The 18653-nt window shown below is 43.0% G+C and carries 13 protein-coding genes; 1 reads left to right on the top strand and 12 read right to left on the bottom strand.

Annotated elements, in window-relative coordinates; translation table 11 throughout:
* Positions 1 to 53: 53 nt before the first annotated feature.
* Positions 54 to 527, bottom strand: coding sequence for a ribosome maturation factor RimP (locus tag EQU50_RS06415; protein ID WP_130154306.1), 474 nt, complete (start codon positions 525 to 527; stop codon positions 54 to 56).
* A 244-nt stretch (positions 528 to 771) separates the two neighbouring features.
* On the opposite strand from EQU50_RS06415, the gene EQU50_RS06410 reads away from it, so the two are divergent.
* On the top strand, positions 772 to 1797 hold the full coding sequence (locus EQU50_RS06410; RefSeq protein WP_165380377.1) for a hypothetical protein: 1026 nt from the start codon (positions 772 to 774) through the stop codon (positions 1795 to 1797).
* Positions 1798 to 1902: 105 nt separating this feature from the next.
* Here the strand turns inward: EQU50_RS06410 and EQU50_RS06405 are convergent, their stop codons facing one another.
* From EQU50_RS06405 to EQU50_RS06355, 11 genes are all read right to left on the bottom strand, one after another.
* Positions 1903 to 3396, bottom strand: coding sequence for a DEAD/DEAH box helicase (locus EQU50_RS06405; RefSeq protein ID WP_130154304.1), 1494 nt, complete (start codon positions 3394 to 3396; stop codon positions 1903 to 1905).
* A 360-nt stretch (positions 3397 to 3756) separates the two neighbouring features.
* Positions 3757 to 4596, bottom strand: coding sequence for a hypothetical protein (locus tag EQU50_RS06400; protein ID WP_130154303.1), 840 nt, complete (start codon positions 4594 to 4596; stop codon positions 3757 to 3759).
* A 103-nt stretch (positions 4597 to 4699) separates the two neighbouring features.
* Entirely contained in the window at positions 4700 to 7441 is a 2742-nt protein-coding gene (locus EQU50_RS06395) for a translocation/assembly module TamB domain-containing protein (RefSeq protein WP_130154302.1), read from the bottom strand.
* A gap of 139 nt (positions 7442 to 7580) precedes the next feature.
* Entirely contained in the window at positions 7581 to 9083 is a 1503-nt protein-coding gene (locus EQU50_RS06390; RefSeq protein WP_130154301.1) for a phenylacetate--CoA ligase family protein, read from the bottom strand.
* Between the two features lie 47 nt (positions 9084 to 9130).
* A protein-coding gene (locus EQU50_RS06385) for an IS5 family transposase (RefSeq protein WP_130153426.1) occupies positions 9131 to 9894 on the bottom strand; the annotation gives its coding sequence in 2 pieces (ribosomal slippage) (positions 9131 to 9559 and positions 9562 to 9894; 762 coding nt in all).
* A gap of 191 nt (positions 9895 to 10085) precedes the next feature.
* Positions 10086 to 10685: a non-canonical purine NTP pyrophosphatase gene (locus EQU50_RS06380; protein WP_165380376.1), complete on the bottom strand. Its 600-nt coding sequence runs from the start codon at positions 10683 to 10685 to the stop codon at positions 10086 to 10088.
* A gap of 30 nt (positions 10686 to 10715) precedes the next feature.
* Positions 10716 to 11558 carry a LuxR C-terminal-related transcriptional regulator gene (locus EQU50_RS06375; RefSeq protein WP_130154299.1) on the bottom strand — a complete coding sequence of 281 codons (843 nt, stop codon included), beginning with the start codon at positions 11556 to 11558 and terminating at the stop codon, positions 10716 to 10718.
* Positions 11559 to 11606: 48 nt separating this feature from the next.
* Positions 11607 to 11966: a cupin domain-containing protein gene (locus tag EQU50_RS06370; RefSeq protein ID WP_130154298.1), complete on the bottom strand. Its 360-nt coding sequence runs from the start codon at positions 11964 to 11966 to the stop codon at positions 11607 to 11609.
* A 28-nt stretch (positions 11967 to 11994) separates the two neighbouring features.
* A complete protein-coding gene (locus EQU50_RS06365) occupies positions 11995 to 13290 on the bottom strand; it encodes an MFS transporter (protein ID WP_130154297.1) in 1296 nt (431 codons plus the stop codon).
* A gap of 151 nt (positions 13291 to 13441) precedes the next feature.
* Complete coding sequence (locus EQU50_RS06360) at positions 13442 to 15628, bottom strand: carbohydrate-binding module family 20 domain-containing protein (RefSeq protein WP_130154296.1); 2187 nt, start codon at positions 15626 to 15628, stop codon at positions 13442 to 13444.
* Between the two features lie 74 nt (positions 15629 to 15702).
* Positions 15703 to 18618 (bottom strand): glycosyltransferase, encoded by a 2916-nt coding sequence (locus EQU50_RS06355; RefSeq protein ID WP_130154295.1) that lies wholly within the window; start codon positions 18616 to 18618, stop codon positions 15703 to 15705.
* Positions 18619 to 18653: the final 35 nt, after the last annotated feature.

Genomic DNA, 18653 nt, shown 5'->3' with positions numbered 1-18653 from the left:
TCCTTTTGCTTTTCTTTCAAAATAAGACTTTCAAAATTAAAATTGGCTGACTTTTAAACGATCGCCTTCAGGCGGGCCGATCGAATATTCGCGTATTCAATCTTTACCAAAGCCTCTTCAGCGGCTGATGGGGCATCCAGTGTTATTGTTATAGCTGTTTCTTCCGCAGATTCCAACTTTCCTGAAAAATTTTTCCGATTATTAAAGGCCTGTGCTGTTTTCACAGTCACATCTTTTCCCACAAACTTTTTGTAATCGGCAATTTTTACCAAGGGCCGATCCAACCCAGGTGATGAAACCTCTAACACATATTGGCTTTTTATAAGGTCCTCAACATCTAATAATGCTGCAATTGTATAGCTAGCGGTTGCGCAATCGTCGACTATGATGCCTTCGCCATCAAGCCTTTCGATCATAATCTGTAAGGTGGGCCTTTGTTCCCCAGAAAGTTTTACCCGTACGATACCATATCCCTTATGAGAGAGAGGATCCGTCAGTAAGTCTTCAATTTTTTGGATAATCGTCACGAAACTTTACGTTTAAATTAATAATCAATCTAATACTCTGGAATGTAGGGTCTCACCTTTTGAAATTCAAGTCTTTTCGTCTTTTCGTTTTTTCTTTTACAAAAATGGCTGAAATTTCTTCTGGAAAAGCATATAAAGTTCTATTTTTCATTTATTTGAAATTTTTCTCGAAATATTAATACTTTATTAAGCATTATAATTAATAATTTGTATATGTGATCTGTTTTATAAGAAAGAAGAAGTGATGAGAATGCCTTATAAATACCTTTTATTTTTGGGGGCTTTTGTCAAACTACTTAGCTTTTCAACGCCTGTTAGTGCCTCCGATGGTCAAAATACCTTCAACCCTTATGCTTTCAGTAACAGAGAGCTGCTTACCCGAATAGGAATAGGGGATGGCAGTACAACAATCATGCAGAAATTGGACACGTTGCAACAGGCACTATCAAGCAGTATTGCGCAGGGGGGAGGGAACTCTGTGAATAACGCCGTGGCAGAATTAAATACCTATATGAGTCAGCTGGGCACATCACAACAAAGATTCTCAAGCACTTTTTCATCGGGGATGGAGAGTTCTATGAATGACACGATGACGGAATTAAGCGCTAATGTTGGCGCTATGCGGAACTCAATGGAAGCTGATCTGACAACCTTAATGGCTCAAATGACAGCTGCCAGTCAAGGAATTGTAACGACGGGTGCGCAAATTAAAACATTACTTTTGGAAAAAATAATAGATGACTGTTTCTCTAACTCCCTTATTGCCAATCAAACACCAAATGTTGTTTTTATAGGTGATTCCACATTTGCATTGGCTGATGGTGAGGGAAAGTATGTTTTAAAAGGAGGCGCAGTGCCTTACAGCCTGTTTTCTAGTAACGGCGCCACTCAACAGGTTGCGGCCTCACTTTTATTACCAGCGGATAAGGGCTTAACTATTTTAAGGGTTCTCTTTGGTCTTTCGCAAACATGGATAACTGCTAATATTTCTGCTGCTGATGATTTGAGTGCAATTGTTCCAACTGTTTTTGATTATGTGTTGGGCACAGGGCGTGATGGTACGGGAAGGTTTAAAGATGGTTCAACCGTAACCAATGTTTTTTCTAAGCATAGTGCAAGTGCTGGGACGACAACGATTGTGGGAAAGGGTGTACTTGCAACTGGTGCCCCAGTGACTACATTTTTGACAAGTCTAGGGGTCACAGCGGCAACGGACGACGTGAAACGATTTCGCATGTTGTGTCGGTATTTGTTGGCGCCAAAACCATAAGGCGAAAGTATTTCATACCATAACCCCCCCGAAGGCGGGGGGCTGGTCGTATTTGTCTGGGTTCCCGCCTAAGCGGGGATGACATCTGTTGACAGTGCGGATATATCACCGAAACCCAGTTCTTTTGAACTTTGAGCGGTCAGGTTTAGCAGCATCGGATTTAAAAGGTTTCTTAGCAGCTGGTTTGCCCTTAAAAGATGAGGCTTCTCCAGGTGCTTTCTTTTGCCAAGTGCCTTCTGGCTTTTGCGGGCCGTCGCCAGCTCTTCCCTTGAAAGGCTTTCTTGGACCTTGGAAACCACCACCAGAACGTTCACCACCGGATCTTTCACCACTAGGGCGGTCACCATAAGGGCGGTCTCCGCTGGGGCGACGCTCACCACCTGGACGGTCACCGCTTGGACGACGCTCACTATAAGAGCGGTCGCCACCACCACCAGAACGACGTTCGCTCCGCTCGCCACCGTTGCTAGGGCGGTTAGCAGGCCGTGTTGAGTAGGATTGCCTTTCCGGCTGTTGTCCGGGGTTCATCAAACGATCAATAGCTTTCCAATATTTATTATCCTCTGGCGAAATCAGACACAACGCGTTGCCTTCCATACCGGCACGGGCAGTACGTCCAATACGGTGGATATAGTCTTCGGCACAATGGGGTAAATCATAATTGATAACGTGGCGAATCTGGGGAATATCAAGACCACGGGCAGCAATATCAGTCGCCACCAAGATACGGTTTCTATTTTCGCGCGTGTTATGAATAACCCGATCCCGCTGACGTTGACGCAAATCACCATGAATGGCATCAGCGCTTTGATCTTTCTGCCTCAATTTGTCAGCCAGATGATCAGCCCCTCTTTTGGTTTTTACAAACACAATGACTGATCCATCCCGTTGGTTTAATTCATGTAACAGGTGTCCAAATTTATCAGCCGCTGATGTGTGAATGATTTCCTGTTTGATTTTAGGTGCTGCGCTCGCTTCAGGGTTTTCTTTTATGCTGGTCGGACTTTTTAGATATTTGTCTGCAACTTTGATGATCGCAGGCAATAAGGTCGCCGAAAACATAACTGTTTGTCTGACTTTTGGAAGATAGGTTACGATTTTGTCTAATTGAACACCAAACCCCATATCGAGCATGCGGTCGGCTTCGTCAATGACGACAAAATTGGTTTCTTTCAAGTTCACGCTGTTACGGGCCAGGTGGTCATTAATGCGGCCTGGTGTACCAATAATAATACGTGGACGTGCCCGCAGCTGCATGAATTGCTTCATCATAGGCTCGCCCCCAATAAGGACCGCCATTTTTAAGGGCATGGCTTTGCTCAAAAGCAGCGCCAGGGAAGCTCTCACCTGTACGGCCAATTCGCGAGTGGGTACCAAAATTAAGGCAGCAGATTCGGGTTCATTCAGAAGTTTTGTGATCATTGGCAGCGCATAAGCCAAAGTTTTACCAGTTCCCGTTTGGGCCGAGGCTAAAATATCTTTTCCTTCCAGGCCAATCGGAATGGCACGGGCTTGGATGGGGGTTGGGGCAGTAATGTTAATGTTTTTCAGGGCCTCGACTAAAGCAGTCGGCAAGTTTAACGTTTCAAAAGTTGTCATTATAAATCCAAAGTTAATAGTGTGAAAAGGGCTGTCGGCCTTTAAAAACCTAATACCCTATGATTTCGATATACAAATTCGAAAATCAGGATCATGCCCCCAGTACATATGAAAGGGGTTAAAGTCCGCAATTTTCAAAAATATAGAGATCGAAAGGCGAAAGGGTATTTCTTCTTCCAATTGCCATTAATTTCACAACGACAAATTCTTATACGAAGTCACCCTGTCCTTATAAGTGGGTATGGAAGGATTAATGTCAAGTTAAAGGGTTGGAATATTATGAAAACACCCAACAGATCTGATGTCTGTTGGGTGTAAAGTAGCTAACTGTCTAAACGATTACAGACAAGATTAAGAAAGTTAAGCAGAAAGGGTGCTAATATAACCCATCACTGCATAAGATTTGTCCTTGTCTGCGAGCTCAGCAGGCGTGAAGCCATCGCCTTCGCTGGTTTTCATTTTTAATGCGTCATCCAAAAGACTATTCTCTTTTAAAAGATCCGCTGCAAATTTAAAGAAATCGACCGTATTAGCTGCTGCGCTGCTATGAAGGGTTGTATTCTTAAGAGGGCCTAATGGGGCCGACAACTCGCTAGCGGGCATACCCAAAAGCAAGCAAACTTTTGCGAACAAAACGTTATTTTTTTCTGCCGCCACATTTAGGAACGAATTCTGGAACTTATTTTTTACTGATAAAGCTTGTGTCCAGAAAGCTTTACGCATATCGTCCCTGCTTGAGTAGCTGCCTTTTTCAGCAAATTTCTCTTGACTTTTCTTCAGCCCATCTTCAAACGCTAGCATCATCGGGACATCTTGTCTTTCAGCAAAAATGTGAGCCAACGAACCTACATTTCCTGTAGGAGGCGTAGGATTGTAATAGTAGTAATAATAGGATTGTTGATCTGGCATAGAAAGGGGTGCTACAATGTCGATACTTCTGTTATAGGTAACCAGGTCATAGGCCACACCCCATGTGTTGTTCCAATAGATATTGTAAGCACACTCTGATGTGTGTTGGGCTTTATCTATATCAAGGGCATCCAAAATAGTGGAAGTTTGAGCTGCTTTTGAGGCACAGTCTTTTGCGGCCTTGGAATACTCGTGATGGTTGTCTTCGTTACAGGCGTTAACCGATAGGCTTGTTGCCGCTGATAAGGACAAAGCCGCAAAGCCTAGGATCATATTCATTTTTAAGGTCATTTTTTACTCCAAATTTAAAAAATAAATGAAGCGGAACTTCTGCTTCATATAAAATTTTAGAATTTATTTAGTAAAAAATTAGTTAATTTATACGTGTTTTTGTTTAATATCGTTTTATCCAGCTGAGGCCAAAGTTCGAATTTCCGCTACCGCCGATGTCAACATCCAGGTTAAGGCTGGGTGTTATGGCGGTTGAGATGGTGGCCTTGCTGCTGCCTGTTGTGACGGCCTGATCCAAAGAAATGCGCACTCGGCCAAATTCCTTACCAATACTGAGAGCTTGCGATGTGCTGCCATCTTTATCATTAGTGTTTTCTTTGATTTCCAACGCATCTAATCCAAAAGAAGATCGTACCTTGTCCATAATATTTAACCCTTTTTGACCATGCATCGAGGCCACAGCGGCAGCCAGCTGTAAACTTTGTCCCACAGATATTTTACTAAGCTCTCTTCCAAACAAAAGCCGAGACAGAATTTCTTCTTCCGCCATGGCAGGGGTTGATAAAAACGTGAAACGCGGGCTAGAGGCTCGCCCTTCCACCACAAGGTTAATGGTCACACCATCAACATCACGAACAGCAGTAATGGACAGAAAAGGGTCGTTGGGGACAGCTTGATCATATCGTATGTGCCCCTGGCTAATTTTCATGGACTTACCTAATAAATCCAATTTGCCTTTTACAAGGGTAATTGAGCCAACCAATTGGGTGTCGCTTAAGTAATTAGTAACATCCATTTCACCTTCCCATAAACTTTCCAAACCAAATCCTTGAATCATAAAGCGTTTAGGGGCCTTTAATTTCAGAAGGATGGGGAAAATTTTTAGCTCTGCTGGTTTTGTTCTTTTGTCCAAATGCTGCAATGACGACTCAATCAATTTAATGGCGGGAATTGGCGGCGTGGGGTTAACTTCCTCTAGCATCAGTTTTGCTGGGCTCAACGTAACGGCCCCTTCAACCTTGGCATGATGACAGGGCCCCTTAAATGTGATATCTCCATCGGCCCGGGCAAAAAAACTGTCGCTGGCTGCCACTTGAAAATCTTGCACCTTCAGGCTGACATCCAAGACAGGGTTAAATAAATCTTTTATGTGAATCACCCCTTGGCCGGTCAGTTGTCCGCTGGGTGCAGATCTTTTCGTTCCGTCACTTGCTTGAAAATTTACGATGGTAAGGTTTGAACCTTTGGCTTCAAGGTCCAGGTTCACATTCCCAATGCAAGTGCCAAATTCGGCGATTTCGTAAAATCCTTTTTTGATTTTAATCATACCCTGTAAAATCGGGTTTGCATAAGTTCCCGTCAAGTCCAGGTCAACCAAGGCTTTGCCACTGATGCGGTCCCCGTTGGAGAGCCACGGCATGATAGCGCTTAGGTTGAATTGACCGTTAGCCGTTATACGACAAGGGCTGTGGGCCAAGGCTTTTCCATCGGTTAGGGTCAAGATCCCTTTCAAGTTTAATGGCTTAGCGCTTCCGGGTTGATAGAACGAATTCCACATCAGTTCTCGGTACGACCATTCAAAAGCTGTTCTGATTTCAATATTTTTCTGGGCCAACTTGCCTGTTTTCTTTTTCGAACGAGAAATAAAGGTTTTAAGACTTAATTCCCCTTTAATTTTCGGATTGTCTTTTTCCAGGCTTAAATGACCGGCGCTGGTAAGGCTTAAGGATGTTCCCTTATCTGCAGGGGTTAAATCCAATTGATACGTCCCGATTCCTTGATCAAGTTTCAAAGTGGCTGTTGATTTGCCAAAAGCCAGCCCATGGACCGAGCCCGCCCCCAGTTGCAAATTGGCCTGTCCTGTAAGGGCCGTCGTCATTGTTCCCTTTCCGGAAAGCGTATGCAGGTCGATGCCATGGGTTGCTAACTTTTTCACCAAAAAGTCAAAAGCGACTGTATCCGTCATTTGATCCCACTGGATATCCGCTGTTGCCTGATGATCGGGACAGTTAACCTTTAGGTGGGGGTGGGAAAGGGTACCATCCAGAGTTGTTGCCACGGGGGCCCCTTGGAAAATATTGGCTATAAAAGCGCCCTTCACTTCGCGGGTTTCGGTATTGAGCTGCCCAGAACCCGTTACATTTTTATCATGATACGACAGAACCATATCCTCGATCGTCAACAAGTTATGATCTTTTGTAAGGGTCAACGAACAGCTTCCCCCTTTTGCCTCTGACAAAACAACACTGGCTTCAAGGGGGTTGTTGCTGGGCGCAAAAACCTTCACGGTTCCCTTGATTGCAAAATCTTTGTAAAAAAGTTGAATGTCATCAATGGTCATTTCATCGGCCCTTCCCTGGGCCAGGGTGGCGACAAGGCTCCCAATCGAACTTTTTAAGACAACATTCTGACCCTTTATGGGATGCGGGCGCCAAGAAAGCGTGCCATCATAAGCCTTTCCTGTTAAACAAGCGTCGATGGTAATGGATCGGGCCTCAAATTCCTGAATAGATCGTTGAGAAACTAAAATGGCCATTAACTCGGACAGGCTGATTGAAACATTATGGAAAACCGGCCGTTTTAGAACTTTTATGGATTCTAGGCGTATAAAACTGATTTTAAAGGGAAGCCAGGAAACCTTTATATCCAGCTGCTTTAAGTTCAGCCACGGCTCTGCTTTGTCATCATCCCCTTTGTCATAAATTTCAAGGTTAGGAACATTTAACGTAAAGGGCAAAATACCATCAACCGTATCGATGGCAACTTTGTGGTTCGGTTCGCTCAAGGCTTTTTCGATAACCCAGATCAGTAAATCTTTTTTGATAGACGGTATTTGAAGCGTGGTCAGGCCAGCACACAAAAGAACTGCGAGAATGCCTAATGCCCTTAAGGAAGACTTGACCATGGTGTCATGCTTAAAAGTGAATAATCTTTGATGTATATGACCATAGTTTCAAATTTTGGTCAAAAAAGATACAGATACAATTTGTCGATTCTTGTCAAATATAAGGTTTAAAAGTGATTTATGCATAAAAAGCACCGAACTATGCTAAAACTCGCTTTTGTTTTATCTGTCCAGGCCGCATTTTGAAGGGTCCCTCTCCCATTTGGTACAGGTGAATTTCAGGTATTAATGTTTCATGGTATTCAGCCCAAGCCTCACGAAAATCTGCATTAATTCTGCATAAATTTTCCGTGATAGAACGTTGGAATTTAAGCCCCAACTCTTTGGTGGAAGGGACAGTGATTTCAAAGTAAAAAGCTGGCCTAACGCTATGATCTTCTTTATGAACAATCCCTTGGCAGAACGAGCGCGTAATTTCGCTTAAGCTAGCATCGGAATAAATGATCTGTTCGATATCTTCTGGGTAAATATTAGCCCCCATGACACTTATGGTGAAGTCACTCCGTCCATAGATCCACATAAATGGTAAATTCAAATGAAATTTAGATTTCTCTTCCAAGGACTTAATATCGAAACCTAAGTCTGATAACTTATCTTTCATATGAGTATAAGTATCTATGCCCCCTTGGTCGTGAATATTGTATCTGATACGAGGGGATAAAACATTGCCACGATTGATGGTAAAAATCAGCTCACTTTTTTCATTCACCTCGATGTGGTGCGCCAAAGGATTATATTGAAAAACCATTGGCAATCTTGAATCCAAGCCAAACAGGCTTTTCCTGACATCATCGTTGTCGCGTGCCAGGCGGCGAATAGCCACAGAAATTGGTGTTTCTCCGGCAATGCCAATTTCAATATCAGTTGCTCCATAACCGCTGTAGACCTCTTGAAAATACGACAGTAAATAGTCACGCAAGCCCTCGGACATGCCTTCGCCTCCAACCAAAGCATTCAACGTATACATCTGGAGGGGGAAATTGCGGGCCTTAGCCTCGTCAATAATTTGTTTTACAAACGGCGGATAACCTAAAATTAAGTATCTGTATTTGGGCCCAAAAAACTCTAAAGTTTTAAATATTTTTTCGATGTCTGGCCCTATGTTTTTAACGATGGTATTGCGTTCCAGCGCAATCCCCATATTCAAGCCCGTAGCCCATGCACCCAATGAGAACGCATTTATAGTAATATCAACGTTCTTTCCAAAGCAATAATTAACAAAATAACTGATTGAACCGTGGGACTGGCGACGTTCATCAAGACTGCGAATCCAATTGAAAGGCGTGCCAGTGCTGCCGGAGGATTCATCAATCATAACTTTATGGCCTGGTATGTTGCCATGCTTGCACCGTTTCTCCGGCGTATAGGCTTTTATGTAATTTTCCTTATCCATCTCTGGAATTAAATCTGACTTAAAATTGCCAATAAAGTTTTTATAAGCCGGGACCTTACGTAATGCCCGGGCGTAAGCACGTCTCGCACTAGCGGCGCTTATTTTTTCAAGGTACTGTGTGCTAGCAAACCGCATGATATTGGAAAAGAGAAAATAATTTAAGGATATCAAAAATGCAAATATATCCCGCAACATTAAGGCTAGAAACCCTAATCGCTCAATGAAAGAAATCTTCTTATTGCGTTTCATTTTTGCCTACTTTTAAAAACTTTTACTTTCCAAACTAGGGCGTGTCATCAATTAAGCCAAATAGCCGCAGCAACCAAATGTATGGCTCCCAGGAAGTTTCGAGCTGTTTTATCATATCGAGTGGCTATGGCTCTGTATTGTTTAAGTTTGTCGAAGAAGTTTTCGATGAGGTGCCGGGCCTTGTAGAGGTCTTTATCATACGAACAAGGGTTGATCCTATTCTTTTTTGGGGGAATGACCGCCTCACATCCTTTCTCTTCAAGTTTTTTTCTCATACGTTCGTCTGCGTCATAAGCCTTGTCAGCTAAGACGGCACCAGCTTGCGTAAGGTTATCTATTAAGGCATCGGCACCTTCTAAATCGTGATCTTGTCCGGCTGTTAAATAAAACCCTGTTGGATTTCCCAACGCATCACAGGTGGCATGAATTTTGGTGCTTAATCCTCCTTTGCTTCGTCCAATCGCTTGGTCAGCTGAGAATTCTTTTTTTTAGCACCAGCACTGTGCTGATGAGCACGCACTATACTTGAATCAATCATAGCGTATTCATTGTCAGCATCTTGGCTTAATAGCTCAAAAATTTTCTTCCACACACCTGATTGGCTCCACCTCGAATGGCGTAGATGAATAACTCTAAAATCCCCAAAACGTTCCGGTAAATCACGCCACGGAATTCCAGCTCGATATCGATATAGAACGGCTTCTATAAATAGGCGATTGTCTTTTGCTGTTGCACCAACATATCCTTCCCTTCCAGGTAGCATACCCTTAATGCGATCCCATTGATCATCCCGTAATGCGTAGCGTCTCACCGAAAAAAACCTCGTAAAATTTTTCTCAATTAAAACAGAAATCTATGACTTATTCAATTGATGACACGCCCTAGCATAAAGAAGATTAACAAATTTTTAAAACCTTTGTGGATTCCAGGGGTATAAAGCTTATTTTAAAGGGAAACCAAGAAATATAAGAAAATTATCTGAAAGCTTTAAATAACCGCAGATTATAGTCCCTGTCGCAACTTTTCCACCAACCCTTTAAGGGCTTTTGATCGATGGCTTATTTGGTTTTTGACACTGTCACCAAGTTCGGCCAGCGTTTGATCGAATCCTTCGGGGATGAAAATCGGATCGAAACCGAAACCTTGTGTGCCTTTTGGTGGGAAGGTAATGGTGCCATGCATTTTGGCCTCGTAAGGTATTAGAACGTCCGTTTTGGGTATATACAAAACCATTGCGCAGTTAAAATAAGCCGTTGGTTTCTTGTGGTCTTTTAACAGGCCTGCCAATCTGGCAAAAGCCTTTTTCAAGGTTCCACACTCTTCAACCAAGTCCTTGGTTTTTACCCCCGGAAAATCAGCAAGTGGTTGAATACACAAGCCAGAATCGTCTGAGAGCGTTGGTTGCTGGATATGCTTCGCATAATATTTGGCTTTGTGAACAGCATTTTCCAAAAAACTATTGTAGGGCTCGTCTGGTTCAGTGATGGCATAATCACGCAATGACTCAACCGCAAACTCTAAGTCCTTTAACGTATCCAGAACGCCTTTGACCTCTTTGACTTTGCCTTCATTGGTTGACGCGACAACAATTTTGTGAATCATATACCCCATTCTTTGTCGCTGACACAAAAGTTATTTTATTCCCATTAAAGAACATGATTGGTGAAAAGATGATGTCATTTGAGACATGTTCAAAGCTCCCGCCTTTAGTTTCGCATTCACAAGCAGGCCTTCGACAGTCCTGGGTGATATTTTTAGAATATGAGCGGCTTCTTTCGCGCTTTTTCCGTAAGCGATAAGCCTAAGGCATTCGGTTTCCCTTTTAGAAAGCTGCACAAATTGAGAGCCAACTAAGATTGGAATGTTATTTATTTTTGTGGCGTCTAAAAAAAATTCCGTATTGATTGATGTCACGCCTGCTTCATCAATCAATACAAGATCCAGCCCATCTTTGAACTTAGCCAATTTTTTTTTATCAGAAACATCGATAATGTTGCAGGCTTTTACATTGAAGAATGCAATGAAGCGCTCTAAATGGTTAAGAATTTTTATGTAACTGTTGGGATCTTGATGCTGTTCTGGGTTAGTTGAAAATGTCCAAAGTTCGATGCTGTCGTCTTTTTTCCTGTAAAAGTTAATTCCGTTCCACATGCCATATTGGTTAAGCGATTGCAGAAAATGGTCGGAGGGAGAGGAGGGCCACATGGTTCTATAAAAGGCGAATTCTGGTGTGTCGGCACATTCTAACATGGCATTTTTAAAGAACTGGCCATGGTTATGAATTTCATAAAGATGGTGCGATTGCCATTGAGTGTTTGTGGACAAGAAAAGGTAGGAACCGTCTTTAAAGATCCTTTTGTACCCAAAGGTCATCAGGCCAAACGTTTGAAATAAGGGGGCGCAAATATCCAAAAGAGTGAGCTGCACACTTTCATTATACGCCACAGAAATACTGTTTTCACCATTGAAAGACATATTCTCAAAGCCCAAGTTTCGGTACTATACGCTACCTAAAAGAAACGTTTAAGTTTGTTCCAATAGTTGGGTTGTAGCACAAAATCTTAGAGAAAGTCCCCAGAATAATTCACCCCCATAGCTGCTTAATCCGTGCTTAAAATTCTTGGGAATCAAAACAGTATCGCCCTCTTTAAAAACCTTGTTGACTTCACCGGTCAATAAACATGTTCCGGCACAGGCGATCATAAGGGTATCCACGTCGTGTTCGTGAATATCAACCTGTTCATTCTGGCTAATTCTAACCCATTGAATGGAAAGAAAACCTGAGTTTTCTTTAAAATAATCCTTCAATACTGGATGGGTTGCAAAATTTTTAATGGGGGCCTTGTAACTTAAAGACTCTGATCCTTTTTTTCCATGGCTCAATAGTTCCCTTGGTACAATGTGAAGGTTTTTAATTATGTTTGAATTCCCTCGCATAGCTGAGCTCCTTATCTGGCGATAGCCTCTTATCTTTAGAGAAATATATACTTAAAACCGTGATCAAGGCGCTTACCATCAGATAATAATTCGGGATGACGGGGTCGTGAAATTTATCAATCAAGTAGGTAATCACCATGGGTGCCGTGCCCCCAAAAATTCCCATGCTTAAATTGTTGCTTAAGGCCACACATGTGTAACGTGTTTTTGTGGGAAAGCTTTCCGCCAAGAAGGACGGAATCGAGCCCAAAAAACAGCCTGTCAAAGTTGATAACATGATATGGGCCATAAAAAATGACTCTACCGAGCCATGGGTTATCAAGGGAATAGTCAGATATGAGACAAAAAACGAGCAGATGGCTGAATAAAGAAGGACGTTTTTTCTTCCAAAGATGTCTGAAAATTTACCCGCCACTATAGCAGCCAATCCAATGGCTATAACGCCTGGTGTATTCAGCAGAATAGGGGACACAGAGCTAAGAGAGGCAAAATGCTCCCTTGCATAGTTTGCGTAAAATATCGTCATTGTGTACATGCCAACGCCAAGTAGGCACTGGATAAGGACGGTTTGGAACAACGGTTTTGAACTTTCTGAGAAGGCTTCTTTTATAGGAATTCTTGCCAAATTACCAGCTTCTTTAAGTTCTGTAAAAACCCCAGAATCTTCTAATTTTACCCTTAGGTAAAGTCCCCAAGCTAATCCCACAATACTTAGCAAAAAGGGGATTCTCCAACCCCAATCAAGCAATTGCTGTTTTGTTAATAAGGCATGGAATACGGCAAAAACAAGGGATCCCGCCGCCATTCCAAGAACAAGGCTAAAGGCAGCTAGGCTTCCATAAAGGCCTTTTTTTGATGTTTTTGTGTTTTCCACTAAATAGACAATGGTTCCTGCATATTCCCCCCCCATAGACAGCCCCTGTAAAACACGAATACACAAAAGGGCGATGGGCGCAAAGATACCGATGCTTTCATAGCTGGGTAATAAGCCAATGGCGACTGTGGGAACGGACATAAGGTAAATGGACACAAGAAGTGCTGTTTTTCGGCCAAATCTGTCGCCGATGTGTCCAAAGAGAATCCCCCCCAGCGGGCGCACCAAAACGCCTATGGCAAAAACGCCAAAGGCTTTGAACAGAGAACCCAGGGAAGATGATGATGGGAAAAACAAAGTTCCAATGATGGCGGCAAAATAGCCGAATATCATGAATTCGTACCATTCGATAATATTTCCAATGGCGCAAGCTGCTAAAAGCTTTTTTTGATTCATACTGACCCCCACAAATTGTACGCGTCAAATTTATAACCGCACTATAAAGGGTATGGGGGTTTTGTGAACAGGTGTTTTTCACCTACCTCACCTATTGGTGTTTTTTATTCCTTCGAGCTCGATGCCCCTCTCTTCAAATCAGTTTGTTTCATTACCACGCCGCAGGTGGGTTTTCTGGTACGGTTGCATCACCGTTAACCATATAGTGCCGCTCTCCACCCTTTTCCGATTGTCGAATAACACCTGTGTTAGCTACGCCACCGATATTCGATATTGCAAACCTATAACCAAAACTTGTTCCTGCCGGAAACCGTAAAGGCCTCGATTGCCAATTGGGAAAAAGTCCACCCAAATTTGATGCAGATTGACTGCACGTCATCCCGTTCAAAAGATCAAATCGCACCCACCAATCTCCCAACACAGGGTGGCTTCCTGCAACACAAACTTGGTCTGTTGGTTGTGTTGCACCGCACACTGTCTTGAAGACTATGTCATAAGACTTTTGCTCATAGGTAGGTTTGCTCAGAACCAAAAATTTTGCGTCCATGGGGCTAACTTCAATGTTTAAATTAGACAGTTGGTAATTCCCCCTGCGTTCGGTTCCAAGGTCGATCAAGTCGTCATAGGATCCATCGGGAATGTAAACGCTCGGAATAAATTTATCTCTAATAATCCCTTGATTTAACCTGTAAGAATGAGTTGTTCCTCTGTTGATGACAACAAAACCAAACTGACGCGCAATTAAAAATACGTCGTCTGCTAATTTAACGATATATTCGTGTGGTGCATTCTTTTCTTCCATTAAAACGCGGAAAGCCAAAGCCCGTTGAATTAATTTCTTATTGTCCCTTTCATCTTCAAAACGCAAGATAAGGGGAGATCCGTCTCGTTTTGCGCATAAATAGGCAATCGCTAAGTGAGATTGGGCTTTATCAAAATCATCGTCTGGATGTTGGGATCTGCTGTAAAATCCGTTTTTCAAGGTATTGCCAACTTTTGGATAAATATCATGATTTACAGAAAATGTGACGGCAGGCATATTACCAATGGCCTCGGGCTTAGTCAGATCAACTGTTTTATCATAGGCAACAAAGCATTCGGCTAATCGAAAATGAAATACAAAATCTTCCAAAGGAAAGACGGGGCCAAAAGCTGGAAGATGCTTTAGATTGCCGCTCCAAACTTCTGCGTACCCAAAAGGAAAATCAGGGCTTTTTGCTAAAATGGCCCAAAGCCCCCCCAATCCACCTTCATTAGCTGTAGCTATGACGTGGTCCAAACGCAGCCCTACAACACCTATATCGTGGAGCAGCTGCAGATACCCTACGGCCATTGTTTGTACCATAGGATCATTAACATTCAGAACAGGTCCGTGTTGCCAAACATCCCGATTATAAGGATCAAAGGGAACAATGAAATTTGTTGCAGGTGTTGGAATGACTTCAACCGGAGCTGGAGCAGCAACAGGAGCTGATTCAACAAGAGCTGCTTCAGCAGAAGTCGTTCCTGTTGAAGTTTCTGTTGTAGTCGTCTCTGTGGGGGTTGCTTCAACAGATGCTGCAGACACTAAAGGTTTTGGCTTCAAGCTGCTCACTTTTGAATTTAAATGCACGTTGGAAAGGCTACTTTGGTCAATAAGACCGATGCCGGTGGTCTTAATGGATCCAATCTTGGGTCCGGAACAGTTAACGGCATGGAAAGTATAGCCAACAGGGTTCTCAGAGAACTCCTCGTTTTGCCATCCAATTTGGTGAAAAACCACATCGACAATAATGCCAAGATTGTATGCTTTTGCATTTTTGATCAAAGTTACAAGATCTGCAGCGGAACCATAGCGATCCGATCCCAACCGGTATCCAACCACCCGTTCGGTTTCATCACTCATCTTAATTTTTACCCCATACGTGGAATAATCTTTTAATGGTTTTCCTAAAACGACCGCTGCTGCCTCTAGCTCTTTTTGGTAATAAGGGGATGTGGAGGCGTCAGCAGCATAGCCTAAATCACAGATCAGCGGTTTATAGGAAACCCACCAAGCGTCATGGTATTGGACGCTTGGTGTTGTTTGAATGGGCGGTGAAATCTGTATGTGAGTGTACCCCTTACTCGCGATATACTTTAGCCTGTCATTGATCGGCGTTGTATTAGCCCCCTCAAAGGTCGGTGGTATCAAAGGATTCACCGTCACATAAGCCAAGTCGAAGGCATGGTATATATTGGCTTTTATCTTTCCCGAATTAAAATAAGATGGTCCATCTAAAGTGGAGGAGGTAAGAGCACATAAAGGTGCACAAAAGCTTAACGATAAACACAATACGGCACCACAACGTCGATTCATTTTTAATATACCTTATAAAAAACTATAAGATTTATTTTAGACTCAGAAGGGTGAACAAATGGTTAAACAAAAAATCATACCAGATGAAATACATCAACCTTCGATTCCAAAATTGACTTGTTGCCAAACTTAGCTGAGATGCCCCAACTGTGGGATTGTTTAATTGTTAGAAATTGCCCTTCGGGTATGAACATAATCTTATCTGTTTCCTTACTGAACAGATCTAACATGATCATCAAATGATGGGACCCTGTCCAGGTCAATTGGCTGGATGCCGAAGAGGTTAGGGTTTTAACTGATTTAGGTAAAAGATGCAGAGTTTCTAAGCTGTTTAGATAGCGATCAAGAATATCATCATGGGGTTTTACAGCACACACACCATGATCAATATTTCCCCAATCGTACAGAAAAAACAGACGATCATAAATCTCAAGAAAAGGTGTCAAATCTTTTAAAAATGTACACCCCATGTCTGCATAAATCCCGCCTTGGTTGTGCAGTACATTTAACCTGAAAATATCATTGGCGTTACAAAAGCGTTTATCGTTGTAAAAAGCCTCAAAAATAGATCGCCCTCTCATGGACGGTAAAATATCTTTAATGTCACGGATTTGGATATTGAGGCCCAAACGGTCCTTTGCTTCTTGTAGAAACTTCACCGTCTGAGGCAAGTGCGTTTGATCCATACACCAAAAAATATGTTGCCAGCCAGGCGAAGCATCCAGCATTTGAATGCTATCAAGGTATATGTTCAAACGATCAACCGGAACTTCGACAGGATTGTCCTCGCTGGTTATCCACGTTCTATGGCTGATTTGGGGTATGGGGGCGCCGTTGGGCCCCGCCTGCAGATTGTAGTAGGTGTCTTTAAAGCCTTGGTACAGCGCCTGGCGTTTTTCCTCTAACTGGGCTTTTTCAACCTTATACAAACTTTTGGCCACGGGTAATGTAAAGCGTTCTAACAACGCATCCTCTGTAAAGCTCATTCGATAAGGTTTGGCTAACAAGGATCTGTCGCCAAAGATAATTTCGGGGGATATCGGCTGCCGTTCCAACGACGTTTGACCAAACTTCCCGTCGCCTAACCAACTGGCCATATGGTTCGCCTTGACCAAAGAATCTGAGCCATAAGGGCAGGGGAGAATGCGGTCTGTCTGCCGTGTATGAAGATCCATCATCACCGTCAAAATGCCAAGCGCTGTCCACGGGGGGGTCGCAATTCCATCGCCAAAATTTCTAAAGTCTGGATGAACCCGGTCCACGGTATCTAGGAACCTTAATAGATTGCTGATAACGAGAGAGTTTTTTGGGGCTGCCAAAAAACTGGTTCCAGCCAGGAACCCTTCTTGACCAAAAATATAGTCAAATCTTTCCACGTAAGGGCCAAGGTCCGTGTTGTATTCGACGCCGAAATCACTGTACACCCCACCCTTTAGATTGATGATATTAAAACGTGCGATATCGCTGGCGGCTGTGTAATATTTTGCCTGATAGAGGCGCCAAAAAATATCCCTGGCCCGAAAAGAAGGCATAACCTCATCCAGTTTGTGTATTTGAATGCCGCAATCCGATTGCTCAAGAATCTTGATGGTTGTGGGAATTTTAGCAGGATCCAAACACCAAAAATGGTGCACCCACTTTGCCGATTTTAACTGCTTAAGGCTTTGAAAATACAAACTCAAGCGATCTTCCGGTACCTCAAAAGGATTCGCGTCGCTGGTCAGCCAGATCCGATGGGTCAGATAGGGAATAGGACTTAACCGCTTGGACCCCGTTTCATGCAGGACGTCCAGGATAGATCGGGTCCGTTGCAACAGCCGGGTCCTTTTTTCGCGCACGTTATCAACCGTTGTTGAGAAAAGTTTTTCATAAACGTTGGTAAAAAAATGGCTGTAATAGGCATAATTTCCTGTGCTTTTATCATAAGGATCTGCCAACAATTTGCGCACATATGGGTTGATGGGGCGTGCTGACGAGGATGCAGGGTCAATCTCTAAAATATTGATTTTCCCTTCAAGAATGGTGGCGTTCCCGAAAAGGTTTCCTCTTCGCCACGATTGCGCATGGCTTATGGTCATCAGACTTTTATCCCCCTCTGGAACAAACAAAAATCGAATATTGTCCATGCTGAATTTGTCGATACACGCCATCAAATGAGGTTCTTCACACCAAAACCGTTGGGTTTCAAAAGTTGGAGTCAGATCTTTAGCTGCTTTAGGCATTTGGTGCAGCCGATCAAGGCTGTCTAGATAGGCCTTTATAATCGGATCATTTTGTTGATAGCCGAAAAAAGATTGGCTAAGACATTTCCCATTAGACGACCATATGTGGTCATAGGCTTTCGCAAACGGCGTCAGGTCCTCCTGCAATAAAGTACCTAGATTCGCATAAATGCCCCCGTTCAGATAAACAATATTATGGCGCACGATATGGCTAGCCAGGCAAAAATGTTTGTGGTCATAATACGCTTGGTAAAGGTGGCGACCCTTCATCTGGGGCAAAATCTCATTCAGTTCATGAATATGAATGTCGGCTTTGCTGTCTTTCAAAAATTGAATGGTTTTGGGGATTTGATCTGCCCGCAAACACCAAAAATGATGCTCCCACGGCAGGGCTATTAATCGTTTGATGCTTTGAACATAAGACTGTAAATGGTGTGGGTCAGCCTCAAAAGGGTTTTCTTGGCTTGTCAGCCATAACCGGTGGGTTTTCAAGGGGATTGTGCCGTTTTTCTCGTTGTACAAATTTTCAAAAATGGCCGCACTTTTTTGGCTTTGAGCCGTCCGTTTTTGTTTGATCTCGTCGACAGACATTCCATAAACTTCTTGGCCCATTTTTAAGGTGAATTTCCCCTCCCACCAATCGTCTGGGTGTACCTGGTACGGTAAAAGAGCGCTTTTAAGATGGGCTGGATATGGACTTTGCGAGGAGGGAAAGACAGGCGTGGCGGTTAGGGCAAATAAGGAAAGAAAATATAATAAATGATGCACGGTAAAGCCACAATTGTACAAAGGCGCTTATCTAA

Origin of the sequence: Candidatus Finniella inopinata (assembly GCF_004210305.1) — a bacterium.
Lineage (GTDB): Bacteria > Pseudomonadota > Alphaproteobacteria > Paracaedibacterales > CAIULA01 > Finniella > Finniella inopinata_A.
The sequence above is the reverse complement of the archived record's forward strand: the minus strand, read 5'-3'. Positions and strand labels throughout refer to the sequence as shown.

What these genes read in the sequence shown, in the direction of transcription:
- EQU50_RS06375 (WP_130154299.1), bottom strand. Translation starts at nt 11,558, where the DNA reads ATGTCTTTCAATGGTGAAAACAGTATTTCTGTGGCGTATAATGAAAGT.
- EQU50_RS06395 (WP_130154302.1), bottom strand. Translation starts at nt 7,441, where the DNA reads ATGGTCAAGTCTTCCTTAAGGGCATTAGGCATTCTCGCAGTTCTTTTG.
- EQU50_RS06410 (WP_165380377.1), top strand. Translation starts at nt 772, where the DNA reads ATGAGAATGCCTTATAAATACCTTTTATTTTTGGGGGCTTTTGTCAAA.
- EQU50_RS06360 (WP_130154296.1), bottom strand. Translation starts at nt 15,628, where the DNA reads ATGAATCGACGTTGTGGTGCCGTATTGTGTTTATCGTTAAGCTTTTGT.
- EQU50_RS06390 (WP_130154301.1), bottom strand. Translation starts at nt 9,083, where the DNA reads ATGAAACGCAATAAGAAGATTTCTTTCATTGAGCGATTAGGGTTTCTA.
- EQU50_RS06400 (WP_130154303.1), bottom strand. Translation starts at nt 4,596, where the DNA reads ATGACCTTAAAAATGAATATGATCCTAGGCTTTGCGGCTTTGTCCTTA.
- EQU50_RS06380 (WP_165380376.1), bottom strand. Translation starts at nt 10,685, where the DNA reads ATGATTCACAAAATTGTTGTCGCGTCAACCAATGAAGGCAAAGTCAAA.
- EQU50_RS06405 (WP_130154304.1), bottom strand. Translation starts at nt 3,396, where the DNA reads ATGACAACTTTTGAAACGTTAAACTTGCCGACTGCTTTAGTCGAGGCC.
- EQU50_RS06365 (WP_130154297.1), bottom strand. Translation starts at nt 13,290, where the DNA reads ATGAATCAAAAAAAGCTTTTAGCAGCTTGCGCCATTGGAAATATTATC.